Below are 13,418 nucleotides of genomic sequence, written 5' to 3' on the forward strand. Positions count from 1 at the left end.
AGCCAAATTTATTTATAAAATAATCTATAAAACAAAAAGAGCTGCAAAATTGTTTTACAGCTCTTTGATATACTTTATATATGATTAAACTAAAATTTATGCTCCTTTTTACTAATTGCCAATAAAGCAAATAAAGAAATACAGGCTGCAAAGGTCAGATAGAACCCGACATAAGTTAAACTATATGTTGATGCCAGCCAGATTGCAATCATAGGTGCAAAAGCCGCCCCAATAATTCCGGCCATATTGAAAGTTAATGATGCTCCTGAATAACGAACAGTAGTAGGAAATAATTCAGATAAAAAAGTTCCCAAAGGTCCGTAAGTGAATCCCATCAAGGCCATTCCTGCACATAAAAAGAAAGTTACCATTACTGTATTTCCTGAATTTAAAAAATAGGAAAAGAAAAATCCAAAAACGGCAATGGCAGTCGTAGCAATAATAAGCATTTTGCGCCTTCCAATTTTGTCTGCAACTACAGCAGAAACTGGAATAAACAAAGCAAAAAACAATACCGAAAACAGCTGAATCAGCAAGAAATCTCTTTTCTCATAACCCAAATCGGATGTTGCCCAGCTCAAAGTAAATACTGTCATTAAATAAAACACCAAGAAAGTGGTAATTGATGCTAATGTTCCAAAAAGCAGTTGGTTTTTATAGGATTTAACCAAGGCAAGAAAAGGAATTTTAACTTCTTCATGTTCTTTTTTGGAGTTTTCAAAAGATGGAGTCTCAGTAATTTTGGTACGGATATAAAAGCCTACTACAACCAAAAGTGAGCTGGCGATAAAAGGAATTCTCCAGCCATAATCCATAAAATCCTGACTGCTCATCAAGTCTGTCAACAGTAAAAAAGTTCCGCCTGAAAGCAGCAGACCAATTGGCGCACCCAATTGCGGAAACATTCCGTACCAAGCGCGTTTATTTGGCGGCGCATTTTCTATAGCTAATAAAACAGCTCCTCCCCACTCACCTCCAAGTCCTACGCCCTGCCCAAATCGGCACAGCATCAATAACAAAGGAGCAGCAACGCCAATACTGGCATAACCTGGTAAAAATCCAATAGTCACTGTCGAAATTCCCATGGTTAATAAAGCAGCCACTAAGGTAAATTTACGGCCGATTTTGTCTCCATAATGTCCAAAAAACGCGGATCCCAACGGACGAGAAATAAAAGCTATCGAAAAAGTTGCCAGCGACTGCAAGGTTGCCATCGTAGCATCTGCACTTGGAAAGAACAATTGAGGAAAAACCAAAACCGCAGCATTGGCATAAATATAAAAGTCAAAAAATTCGATTGTGGTGCCAATTAAACTGCCGAAAAGAACATGTTTTAACGAGTTCTTTTTATTCTGGTCATCTTTCATGCGGTTTTGATATAGTTTTTTTTTAGAAAATAGAATGTAAAAATGAATCTATTTTTTCAAAACAACAAACATTTATTTATTTAAACTGGACTTTATTGTGAAAAAACCACTCCTTTTGTCTGTAAATCACAACCACAAGATATAACAATGCCTTTTATCTAATGGCTATTGTCTAATGTCTAATTTTCATTAAATTTACAGCTATCAAAAAAAAACAGTAATTATGCCTACCGACTGTATCAGCTATCAAACCTCAGGATATTTCTCCAAATTGATACAAGATTATTTAAATCAAAAACCAGAATTAAAAACACTATACAATCATTTTCCAACTCTCGAAAACTTTAAAAAACAAATCGAGGAGAAAAAGGAAAATTTTAATGACAATGGCAATGATAAAAGACAAACTTTAGTCAGTGTGTTAAAAAAACAATATGCCGAATTGAATGTTTCCAAAGAAACTTTATCCCATATTGAACTCTTAAACAATTCCAACACTTTCACTGTTACCACCGGACATCAATTAAACTTGTTCAGCGGTCCGCTTTATTTTTTATACAAAATCATTTCAACTATTAATCTTACCAAAGAATTAAAAGCAGAATATCCAGAATATGATTTTGTACCAATTTATTGGATGGCGACCGAAGACCACGATTTTGAAGAAATCAATTATTTTAGTTTCAAAGGAAAAAAATTCCATTGGAACAGAGAAAGTACAGGTCCTGTCGGAAGATTATCTACCGAAGGGTTAAAAGATTTCCTCGAAATTTATGGTCAGGAAATAGGTTCCAGCACCAATGCAAATGCTATAAAAAAACTTTTTGAAGATTCTTATATCAAGCATGACAATCTAGCCGATGCAACAAGATATCTGGCCAATGAACTTTTTGGAGCTTCAGGTCTAGTTATTTTAGATGCAGATCATCAGGATTTGAAACGCAGTTTTATACCCTACGTAAAAGAGGAATTACTACAGCAGACTTCTTTTAAAGCAGTAAGCGAAACCATCGAGAAAATAAAAGATTATACGATTCAAGTCAATCCTCGCGAAATTAATTTATTCTACATTGAAGATAATTTACGAGAACGAATTATTTTCGAAAACGGAATTTACAAAGTCAACCATACCAAAATCGAATTCACTGAAGCTGAAATTCTGGCATTATTAGAAAGCAATCCCGAAAAATTCAGCCCGAATGTAATTATGCGTCCATTGTACCAAGAAGTAATTCTGCCTAATTTATGCTACATCGGCGGAGGCGGAGAAATAGCATATTGGCTAGAATTAAAATCTTTTTTCGATACCGTAAAAGTGACTTTCCCAGCATTACTGATAAGAAACTCGGTGCTTTTGACAACCGAAAAACAAAATGCGAAAATCGATAAATTGAATTTAAATTGGTCAGATTTATTTTCGAAGCAATCCATTTTAGTCAATCAGATTACTCAAAAACTATCCGATTTTCCAATTGATTTCAAAGAGCAGAAAGACACTTTAAGAAAACAATTTGAAGTGCTTTTAGAATTAGCCAATCATACTGACAAATCTTTCTTAGGAGCAGTAAAAGCTCAGGAAGCCAAACAGACCAAAGGATTGGAAAATCTAGAAAAAAGATTACTTATCGCTCAAAAAAGAAAATTCCATGATGAACTGCAGCGTATTATTGACCTGCAGAACGAATTGTTCCCAAACCAAAGCCTTCAGGAACGCCAAGCCAATTTTTCAGAATTTTATCTGGAAAATGGTGATCGTTTGATCCCTCTATTAATGAACCAACTCAATCCTTTAGAACACAATTTTAACATTATTACATTGTACTAAATGATTATTCACCATAAAACCAAAAAATTCAATGACCAAAGACCGCCTTATTTCGCTCGACGTTTTCAGAGGATTAACTATTTTTTTAATGACCATTGTCAATAACCCTGGCAGCTGGTCCGCAATTTACCCGCCATTAGAACACGCCGAATGGCACGGCTGTACCCCTACCGACTTAGTTTTCCCCTTCTTTGTTTTTATTATGGGTGTTGCGATTTCATTTGCAATGCCAACCAAGACATACGACAGCACCACTTTTAATAAAATTTTCACCCGCTCGCTCCGTATGATCTGCCTTGGGATATTTTTCAACTTTTTCAGCAGCATACAGCTGTTTGGATTAGAAGGCATTCCATTAATTATTGGCAGATTAGTTATAACAACGTTAGTTGGTTATGCTCTAATGGGAAATTTTGATGCTAAACTAAAAACATATTTAGCCATTTCAATTTTTATAATTTATATGATTCTTGCTTATAGCGGTATAGAATCCTACCAATCTGTTCGTTTACCTGGTGTTTTACAGCGTATCGGAATTGTCTATTTTATCGCCTCGCTTCTTTATCTCAAAACAACACAGCAAACTCAGATTTTAGTTACTATCGGAATACTGCTTAGCTATTGGGCAATTATGACACTGATTCCTGCTCCAGGTTTCGAAATCACAAACCTCGAAAAAGGCACTAATCTAGCTGCTTGGGTGGATAGCATTCTATTAAAAGGACATATGTGGGAATCTACCAAAACCTGGGATCCCGAAGGAGTATTAAGTACTATCCCTTCCATTGCGACTGGAATGATAGGCTTATTAATTGGTCAATTATTAAACAGTGCATTATTAAAAACTGAAAAATTCAAAAAAATACTGCTTATAGGAGTGATTTTAATTATTCTGGGACAAATCTGGAATATTGTTTTCCCTATAAACAAAGCACTTTGGACAAGTTCATACGTTTTATATACCGCTGGACTCGCTACATTTACCATATCACTTTTATACTATGTAATTGATATTGCCGATTATAAAAAAGGAACCAAATTATTCCTTATTTGGGGAGTAAATCCAATGATTGTTTTTTTCCTTTCTCAGATTGTTCCGCAGGCCATGGGAATGATTTCTTTACCAAATCCAAAAATACCCACGGAACAGACTAATCTTTGGGATTATCTTTATTTCCTAGGTGTTCAACCATACTTCAGTAATCCAATGACGGCTTCATTAGTATTTGCATTACTTTATGCAGGTGTATGGTCTATATTGCTGGCTTATTTTTATAAAAAGAAAATGTTTTTTAAAGTATAAATAAAAAGTAAAACAACAGTATTTCATCATTAAATTGATTATTTGCTAAAATATTTCAACAAAAAAAGTATATTTTTGCACAAAATTTTAAAACACAGAAAAAATGGCGACTAATAGAACTTTTACAATGATTAAACCAGATGCGGTTCAAAACGGACACATCGGAAACATATTAGCAATGATTACAAACGGTGGTTTCAAAATCGTTTCTTTGAAATTAACTCAATTAACAGTTGCAGATGCTCAGGCATTTTATGCTGTGCACGCTGCAAGACCATTCTACGGAGAATTGGTAGAATTCATGTCAAGAGGTCCTATCGTTGCTGCAATTTTAGAAAAAGAAAACGCAGTTGAAGATTTCAGAACTTTAATTGGTGCTACAAACCCAGCTGAAGCTGCTGAAGGAACTATCCGTAAAGCATACGCAACTTCTATCGGAGAAAATGCAGTTCACGGATCTGACAGCGATGAAAATGCTGCTATCGAAGGAGCATTCCACTTTGCAGGAAGAGAGCAATTCTAGTATTCAGATTGCAGATTGCAGATTGCAGATTGCAGATTGCAGATTGCAGATTGCAGATTGCAGATTGCAGATTGCAGATTGCAGATTGCAGATTGCAGATATATAAAAAAATCCCATTCGTATGCGAATGGGATTTTTTTATATATACTAAATGATTATATCTTCTTCTTTCTGCCTTCTGCCTTCTTCTTTCTGCAATCTGCAATCTGCAATCTGCTACCTGAATACTATTATCTAAGAACCACATCCTTCACCACATCTCTCCTTAATTCCTCATTTATCATTTTGATAATCTTGGATTTACCGTGGCTTAATTCCTCACGCAAAACCGCCGACGTTAACTGAACATACAACGTCGAACCTTTCAAAACCACATTATTGGTATAACTGTTCACACCGTTCCCCATCAAGTTACGCCAAGCATCTTTCACATCAATCTCATCCATTCCTGACTGCAGTTTATTCACCTCAATAATCTGCTTCAGAATATCTCCTACAGTACTTTGATTATTTAGTCTTTTTGCCATAGTCATCTAGATTTATTGGTCCTGCTTTTTTATAATGATATTCTTTTTTCTCCTTGTTCAAAACAACTAACTCTTTATCTGTCAAAGCCAGTATTTCTTCGCTCCATTTCATGTACGGCGTACTGTAATCCAAAAAAGTCTGATCCTCTGCAAACCTGATTTTCACATTTTCAAACGTATCATTTGCCAAAAAAGTTCCGTCTAATTGAGGCATCACTTTCTTGCGGATTCCAGCATTATTTTTATCAATCTGTAAATAATCAAATGATTCGTTCACGCCATATTGCTTCTCACTTCCATCCTCCAAAATCACTTTTTCAATTTCCCAATACCCGTTGATTTTTGCAATATCGGCTGGATTTATTTTTTGTTTACAGCCAACAAATAAAAGGGCAATCAGTAAAACACCAAATACTTTTTTCATAGATAATTTATTTTTTAAGGAGCTGTTACCTGCTATCCGCTTGTATCTTTTTTGTCTCGAAAAAACGAGACAAAAAAGGATACCACTTCTATCACGGCTAGGGAATCCAGCTAACAACAACTTTAGCGAACCTACAAAGTTAAACTTTATAATTCCACAGAAAATAAAAAAACACATTCCCTTTTAAACTATTTTACATATTTTTGGTCTTACCCAAAACTAACCTCCATAACCATGTCAAAATCAATACTATTACTCGTATTTGCATTTTTTTGTATCAATTGTTCTTCCGACACTTCAGAACCAGATCCTACACCAACGCCAGCCGAAACACTCTATTTCCCGCCAATTACCGGTAATAATTGGGAAACCAAATCCATAGAAAGCCTTGGCTGGAAACAAACGGCTGTACAGCCATTATTGGATTATTTAGAACTCAAACATTCCAAAGGCTTTATCATTTTGGTCAACGGACGCATTGTATTGGAAAATTATTTCAACGGTCACGATGCTTCTACAAACTGGTATTGGGCTAGTGCGGGAAAAACATTGACATCTACATTGACGGGAATTGCACAGCAGGAAAACCTCATCAGCATTAATAACAAAGTATCGCAATATTTAGGAACAGGCTGGACCAGTGTGCCATTAGCCAAAGAAAACCTTATAACCTGTAAACATCTATTAACCATGACCTCAGGTCTAGACGACAGTACAGATGATGTTTCCCCTTCCGCCCTTACTTACAAGGCCGATGCAGGGACACGCTGGGCATATCACAATGTGTATGTAAAACTGCAGGATGTCATTGCACAAGCAAGCGGACAATCATGGAGCAGTTATTTCAATACCAAATTAAGAGACAAAATCGGAATGAACGGTGCTTGGTTTAAACTTGACAATAATATTATATATAGTAGCACTACCAGAAGCATGGCGCGCTTTGGATTACTCATCTACAACAAAGGAAAATGGGAAAATAATATAATCCTGAACGAAAGTTATTTCAATGAAGCCACAAATACTTCACAAGACATCAACTTAGGTTACGGCTATCTATGGTGGCTGAATGGCAAAGCAAGCTATCACTTACCGCAATCGCAATTGCAATTCAAAGGTAGTTTAATTCCAACAGCTCCAAATGATATGTTCATGGCTTTAGGCAAAAATGACCAAAAAATCTATGTAATTCCAAGCAAAAAAATGGTCGTTATCCGTATGGGAGATGTAGCAAATCCAGACAATCCTACTTTTGCTTTATCTGGTTTTGATGAAGAATTATGGTCAAAAATAAGTGCTTTGTATCAGTAGGATCATAAATAATTATCCAAAATGCTCTTTAATAATTAGCGGTGTTTCGCAATTAAAAATCGTAAAACACCGCTAATTATTTTCATTATTCTACTGCAGGCTTTTTGAGTGATGTTTATTTTATTAATGAAGGCAAAATAAAATTCTTAACAATTGTATCAGCCTGAGGATGTCCGTAAGGTTTATTGTAAGCTTTAGAAGTTATAATAATCACTATTGGAAGATCTTTGAAGATTATAAATTCGTTACCGCCATTTCCGGCACAATAAAATGTTTCATAGTTTTTACCTTTATAAGCGACTGATTTATTCCAAAAAAGATAACTGTAAAATTTATTGTTTCTTTCAGGAAGTTGAATTTGATGTGTGAAAGTTTTTTGTACCCATTCAAAAGGTATTATCTGCTTGCCGTTCCAGATGCCATTATTTTTATACAATTGCGCATACTTTGCATAATCTAAAGAAGCCATTTGTAAACTTCCAGCTGTATTAACTACTTTTTGAGGTGTATATTGCCATTGATATTTTGTAATATTTAATGGTTTAAAAAGTTTTTCATCCGCATATTTTTCTAGTCCATCAGGGACTTTTTTATCTAAAACATCGCCTAAAAGAACCACTCCGCCTGTATTATAATCCCATCGGCCTCCATTTGATTTTGATTTATCCATTTGAAGATCCAAAACAAATTTCACCCAATTGTCCGTAGGGTACATGTTTTCTTCATTTCCAGGCGAATCACTATCAGCATCGGATGCATCAAAAGCGGAACTCATAGTAAGTAAGTCTTTTATTTTTACGCTGTCTTTTTTAACTTCATAGTTATCAAACGTTTTTAAGTTGTAAAATTTATTAAGTGTCTGATTTTCATCCTTAATAAAACCATCATTGATAGCGATTCCCATAAGCGTTGATGTAAAAGATTTCCCTGCAGAACGGGTATCGTGCAATGTATTTCTATCAGCACCATTAAAATACTCTTCAAGCAAAAGTTTTCCTTGATGAATCACAACAACACTCGTGATTTCCTTTAAACTATAAGTGGCAATTTCAGTATTAAGGGCTTCTATTTTCTTTTTGTCAAATGCAAAATCTGAAATCTCCCAATCACTTCCGGATTGTATGGGTTGAACTGCAATTTGTTTTGCAGTTATTTTTGGAGGCTGGATTATAAGCTGAATTTGTCCTTTCGCAATTATTTCGCCAATCTTTGCATCATTATTTTCATCAATTTTCACATAAGGTCTAATCTCGATTTTGAGCTGATGCTTACCATTTTTTAATTCATTTTCACCACCATTCAGCTTGAACCTTTCCCACATATGCAATGCCCACAAATCTTCCCCTTTTGTGCTTGTCAAGGGAATTCTGAATGTAGTAATAGTATTTTTTCTATCATTTGAACCACCAAAATGGCATCCTGTACCAATATTTTCTTTGTATATAAACTTATTATCAATATAGAATGCGAATTGAAGATTACCTTTTTTAAGCAATTCTTCAACTGATAAATCCGGAGCTAGTTTATGGAGATAATTGGTTATTGAATTACCCATAAAAACCCTGATATTTAAGTCCGACAAATAAGTCAAATGGAAGGATTTAAGAAAATCAGATGCGGTATATTTATCCAATGGTATATTCCCATTCATAAAAGTTACACTGCCAATATTAGTTTTGTGCAGACTGTTAGTTATTCCTTCCGTTGTCACAAGGTCTTTTGTTTGCCCAAACGCTGTCTGAAAAAAAAGAATAACTAAAAATACAATTGAAATCCGTTTCATAATTACTTATATAGTTTAACCTCAAAAGTATAACCAAATACTCTTGAAAAATAGAACAGAATTAACATTTTAAAATATTAACGGAAAAGGATTTTTCTGTATTCGGATGGATTAATTCCATTTATCTCTTTGAAACAGCGTGTAAAATGGCTTTGATCAGAAAAGCCACACTCAAAAGCTATTGATGTAAGATCGAGACTTTTTTCCGAGATTAACTGTAAAGACTTTTGGACTTTTAATTTTCTAATGTATTCTCCCAAACTGGAATTGAAGTATTTAGAAAAATCTCTTGACAGATGCACAGGATGAATATCTAACGTTTTGGATAAATATTCTAGTGAAAGATTATCTAAAAACTGATCATTCAATATCATATTAACTTCAGAGACCCAAGTTGGTTTTTTATTAGATTTAGTTTGATTAGCCCGAAGCATTTTTGCTAAAGTTTCTAATAATAATGTTTGAATTGAAAGCTGCGCTGCAGTGTCATCAACTTTTGTCTCTTTGAAAATTTTATACATTAAAAATTTCAAATCGGGATTTGAAATATTGATGCTTCCTTGTAAATCTACTGTATTAAACTCCAGATTATCAAACCATCCTTTTTCTATTTCAATATGAAAGCCTCTAGTGAATCCTTCGGGTTTGATGTTGTAATGTGGTTCTTGCCAATTATGGAATAGTAAACTGCCTGAGGAACAATTGTAAATTTCTTTTTTGTTTCCTTCAATTACATTTCCTTGAAGTATAAATGTAAAATAAGCGTTTTCGTGATAATGCCAATCTACTTTATCGTGAGTATAAACAGTATCGGTCAAAGTAACTCCTTCTAAATTAATAGTTTTATTAGTTTGTCCATAAAATTCACCTTTTTGTGATAATTTCATTTTTGCTATGGCTGAATTTTGTTCTTTAAAATATCACGAAAATAACCATTAACCTCTATTTAATTTTCAAAATAATTTAAAAATTATTTTTTAATTCTCCTCATCAATCCCAAAAAGAAAAAAACTAATCCAACAATAAGTAAAACATAATACACACCTATACTGGTTGTTCTAATAAGATTTGCCAACACAAAAGCCACAATACTTACAAAATAAAAATACATAGGGCTGGCATTTTTTAGGGAAGAAAAATTCATGAACTTACTATTTAAAAAAACTATCTACAAACTCGTATTTATTGAAAACCTGTAAGTCTTCAATTCCTTCGCCAACACCAATATATTTTACTGGAATTTGAAATTGGTCTGAAATACCAATAACAACACCGCCTTTAGCAGTACCGTCCAATTTGGTAACGGCAAGCGAAGTAACTTCAGTTGCAGCGGTAAATTGCTTGGCTTGTTCAAATGCATTTTGTCCTGTAGAACCGTCTAAAACCAGCATTACATCGTGAGGTGCATCGCCAACCACTTTCTGCATTACACGTTTTACTTTAGATAGCTCATTCATCAGGTTAATTTTATTATGAAGACGACCAGCTGTATCAATAATGACAACGTCAGCGTTTTGAGCAACAGCAGACTGTAACGTATCAAAAGCTACCGAAGCAGGATCACTCCCCATTTCCTGACGGACAATAGGAATTCCCACTCTATCCGCCCATATCTGCAATTGGTCAATCGCAGCAGCGCGAAAAGTATCTGCCGCTCCTAGAACTACTTTATAACCAGCTTTCTTAAATTGGTAAGAAAGCTTCCCAATTGTAGTTGTTTTACCGACACCATTTACACCAACAACCATCAAAACATAAGGTTTTGTGTTTACCGGAATAACAAATTCTGTAGCTTCACCTGTATTGGTTTCTGATAATAGTCCTGCAATCTCATCTCTTAAAATCTGATTAAGTTCATCAGTCCCTAAGTATTTATCTTCTTCTACCCTTTTTTCAATTCGAGTAATTATTTTAAGAGTTGTATTAACTCCCACATCCGAGGAAACAAGAATTTCTTCTAAATTATCCAAAACATCATCATCCACTTTTGATTTTCCAGCAACCGCTTTGGTTAACTTGGAAAAAAAACTGGTTTTGGTTTTCTCAAGACCTTTATCTAATGATTGTTTTGCCTCTTGGCTTAGATTCGAGTCTTTTTTCTCTGAAGAGAATATTTTTTTAAAAAAGCTCATTTTAAAATGGAGTTTTACGATTGGAATTTACATTTGTCAACTTAAGCAGGAAAAATCATTTAAAAAATTGATTTTATCTTTTGCTGTCACCTAAAAAAAGGTTTTCTTTTGAAGATGTAAATATAGAAAATAAAAAAGCTACTTCCGAGTGAAAGTAGCTTATCTATAAAATGTAATATGATTATTTCTTTTTCAAGAATTCATCAACTTCTTCAGGAGCCATAATAGATTCAACGAATGTATATGCGCCAGTTACTGGAGATTTCACCATTTTGATGGCTTTTGATAATCTCTTAGAAGATGTTTGTAACGATGCTACGGTTTTCTTTGCCATGATTCAAATGTTTTTTATATTTTAATCAAACTCAAATGTGACCATTTGAGATTTATTAAAATCTCTAATTATTTAATTTCTTTATGAACAGTAACTCTTTTCAAGATTGGATTAAATTTTTTAATCTCTAATCTGTCTGGAGTATTTTTTTTGTTCTTAGTAGTTATATATCTTGAAGTTCCTGCAACACCAGTAGTTTTGTGCTCAGTACATTCTAAAATTACCTGGATTCTATTTCCTTTCTTTGCCATCTTGCTATTTTTTTATTTTGGAAAAGATTATTTAATAAATCCTTCTGACTGCGCTTTTTTCAAAACTGCAGCGATTCCATTTTTATTAATTGTTTTTATCGTAGATGCTGCTACTCTAAGAGTAATCCATCTATCTTCTTCTGGAAGATAAAAACGCTTTTTAACTAAGTTTACAGAAAATTTTCTCTTAGTTTTGTTCATAGCGTGAGAAACGTTATTTCCTACCATCGCTCTTTTACCTGTAAGGTCACAAACTCTTGACATTATACTTATCTTTTATCGTTATTCAAAATCAGGGTGCAAAGGAAAGAAAAATAAACCTATAAACCAAAAAAATTATTGTTCTTTTTTCGAAATTTCTTTCAATAACATTTCAAGCCCTTTTACCGATGCTCTATCTATCACTTTTTCACGTGGTTGACCAAAATCAAACTCTTCTGCAAAAACTCCATTTGGCGTAGCCACAGCAATATAAACCGTTCCGACACTTGCATCTGCCTCGCCTTTTGACGGACCAGCATTACCTGTTGTCGCAATTGCATAATCCGTTCTTAATAATGTTTTTACACTCAAAGCCATTTCCTTAACGATTTCAGCACTCACGACACTATGTTTTTCGATCAAATCCTTCGAAATACCCAGCACATTTTGTTTCACTTCCGTTGCATAAGCTACGACACTTCCCTTAAAATAACTGGAAGATCCAGGGACAGAACTCAACAGCCGCGCAACACCTCCACCGGTACAGCTTTCGGCGGTGGCAACAGTTTTATTTTGCTGTATCAAAATTTTTGCAACAACTGTTTCAAGAGTTTCATCATCTTCAAAACCTACAATAATATCTCCTATTATTTCAGTGAGAGAAATCACATTCCCTTCTATTGCTTTTTCCAATAATTCTTTATCAGTTCCTCTGGCAGAAAGTCGCAGATTTACCCTTCCGTACGCAGGCAGATAAGCCAGTTTTATAAATTCAGGCAAATTATTTTCCCAGTCTTCAATTTGTTCTGCAACAGCACTTTCTCCACGCCCATAAGTCAGTATCGTTTTATGAAGAATATATGGGCGTTTATAATCTTGCACTATTTTAGGAATGATTTCGTTTTCAACTAAATATTTCATCTCAAAAGGAACTCCAGGCAATGACACAAAAACAGTATTTTCCTTTTTTATCCACATCCCAGGCGCAGTACCTACCTTATTATGAAGAACAGTACACTTAGAAGGAACCAAAGCCTGATCTTTATTAATCTGGGTAATCGGTCGTTTATAAAAACCTTCTATTAATTGTGTTACATGCTCAAGAACTGCCGTATCAACAACCAATTCATCTTCAAAATAATCACAGAATGTTTTCTTGGTAATATCATCCTTTGTCGGCCCCAATCCTCCAGTAATAATAACAATATCAACTGTATTCTGAAGTTTTGAAAATGTATCTAGAATATGCTCGCGAGAATCACTTACAGAGAGCATTTCATAAACCTCAACCCCAATTCTATCTAATGATTTAGCTATAAAACCCGAATTCGTATCTACAATCTGACCTATTAGAATTTCATCTCCAATTGTAACTATGGCTGCTTTCATATTTTTAAAACTTTTGTTTTATATTTAATAAAAAAAATCTAACTATTG

14 protein-coding genes are annotated in these 13,418 nt (G+C 34.3%); 4 read left to right on the forward strand and 10 right to left on the reverse strand.

The features are described from left to right. Window positions 1–89: 89 nt before the first annotated feature. Entirely contained in the window at window positions 90–1,367 is a 1,278-nt protein-coding gene (locus C8P67_RS04840) for an MFS transporter (protein ID WP_115810934.1), read from the reverse strand. Between the two features lie 223 nt (window positions 1,368–1,590). On the opposite strand from C8P67_RS04840, the gene bshC reads away from it, so the two are divergent. The 3 genes from bshC (at window position 1,591) to C8P67_RS04855 (ending at window position 5,018) form a co-directional block, all read left to right on the forward strand. Beyond that, complete coding sequence (gene bshC / locus C8P67_RS04845) at window positions 1,591–3,192, forward strand: bacillithiol biosynthesis cysteine-adding enzyme BshC (protein ID WP_115810936.1); 1,602 nt, start codon at window positions 1,591–1,593, stop codon at window positions 3,190–3,192. Between the two features lie 31 nt (window positions 3,193–3,223). Further along, window positions 3,224–4,495, forward strand: a complete 1,272-nt coding sequence (locus C8P67_RS04850; RefSeq protein WP_115810938.1) for an acyltransferase family protein — start codon at window positions 3,224–3,226, stop codon at window positions 4,493–4,495. A gap of 103 nt (window positions 4,496–4,598) precedes the next feature. Beyond that, window positions 4,599–5,018, forward strand: a complete 420-nt coding sequence (locus tag C8P67_RS04855) for a nucleoside-diphosphate kinase (protein WP_100429911.1) — start codon at window positions 4,599–4,601, stop codon at window positions 5,016–5,018. Window positions 5,019–5,248: 230 nt separating this feature from the next. Here the strand turns inward: C8P67_RS04855 and C8P67_RS04865 are convergent, their stop codons facing one another. Both C8P67_RS04865 and C8P67_RS04870 read right to left on the reverse strand, forming a co-directional pair. Further along, window positions 5,249–5,545 (reverse strand): DUF721 domain-containing protein, encoded by a 297-nt coding sequence (locus C8P67_RS04865; RefSeq protein ID WP_115810942.1) that lies wholly within the window; start codon window positions 5,543–5,545, stop codon window positions 5,249–5,251. After that, window positions 5,526–5,969 carry a hypothetical protein gene (locus tag C8P67_RS04870; RefSeq protein WP_115810944.1) on the reverse strand — a complete coding sequence of 148 codons (444 nt, stop codon included), beginning with the start codon at window positions 5,967–5,969 and terminating at the stop codon, window positions 5,526–5,528. Before C8P67_RS04870 ends, C8P67_RS04865 begins: the two co-directional genes overlap by 20 nt. Window positions 5,970–6,203: 234 nt before the next feature. On the opposite strand from C8P67_RS04870, the gene C8P67_RS04875 reads away from it, so the two are divergent. Further along, a complete protein-coding gene (locus C8P67_RS04875; RefSeq protein WP_115810946.1) occupies window positions 6,204–7,280 on the forward strand; it encodes a serine hydrolase domain-containing protein in 1,077 nt (358 codons plus the stop codon). A 115-nt stretch (window positions 7,281–7,395) separates the two neighbouring features. Here the strand turns inward: C8P67_RS04875 and C8P67_RS04880 are convergent, their stop codons facing one another. The 7 genes from C8P67_RS04880 to C8P67_RS04910 form a co-directional block, all read right to left on the reverse strand. Continuing rightward, window positions 7,396–9,063 (reverse strand): serine hydrolase domain-containing protein, encoded by a 1,668-nt coding sequence (locus C8P67_RS04880; RefSeq protein ID WP_115810948.1) that lies wholly within the window; start codon window positions 9,061–9,063, stop codon window positions 7,396–7,398. A 77-nt stretch (window positions 9,064–9,140) separates the two neighbouring features. Further along, complete coding sequence (locus C8P67_RS04885) at window positions 9,141–9,950, reverse strand: helix-turn-helix domain-containing protein (protein WP_115810950.1); 810 nt, start codon at window positions 9,948–9,950, stop codon at window positions 9,141–9,143. Between the two features lie 264 nt (window positions 9,951–10,214). Continuing rightward, on the reverse strand, window positions 10,215–11,195 hold the full coding sequence (ftsY, locus tag C8P67_RS04890) for a signal recognition particle-docking protein FtsY (protein ID WP_115810952.1): 981 nt from the start codon (window positions 11,193–11,195) through the stop codon (window positions 10,215–10,217). Window positions 11,196–11,376: 181 nt separating this feature from the next. Continuing rightward, a complete protein-coding gene (locus tag C8P67_RS04895) occupies window positions 11,377–11,529 on the reverse strand; it encodes a DUF4295 domain-containing protein (RefSeq protein WP_100429907.1) in 153 nt (50 codons plus the stop codon). 68 nt (window positions 11,530–11,597) lie between these two features. Next, on the reverse strand, window positions 11,598–11,780 hold the full coding sequence (gene rpmG / locus C8P67_RS04900; RefSeq protein ID WP_007805817.1) for a 50S ribosomal protein L33: 183 nt from the start codon (window positions 11,778–11,780) through the stop codon (window positions 11,598–11,600). Between the two features lie 27 nt (window positions 11,781–11,807). Further along, the gene (rpmB, locus tag C8P67_RS04905; protein ID WP_024980263.1) at window positions 11,808–12,044 is read right to left on the reverse strand and encodes a 50S ribosomal protein L28; all 237 of its coding nucleotides are present in this window, start codon (window positions 12,042–12,044) and stop codon (window positions 11,808–11,810) included. A 72-nt stretch (window positions 12,045–12,116) separates the two neighbouring features. Beyond that, window positions 12,117–13,370 (reverse strand): competence/damage-inducible protein A, encoded by a 1,254-nt coding sequence (locus C8P67_RS04910; protein WP_115810954.1) that lies wholly within the window; start codon window positions 13,368–13,370, stop codon window positions 12,117–12,119. Window positions 13,371–13,418: the final 48 nt, after the last annotated feature.

The sequence above is a fragment of the Flavobacterium aquicola genome (genome assembly GCF_003385115.1).
In the GTDB taxonomy this organism is placed as follows: domain Bacteria; phylum Bacteroidota; class Bacteroidia; order Flavobacteriales; family Flavobacteriaceae; genus Flavobacterium; species Flavobacterium aquicola.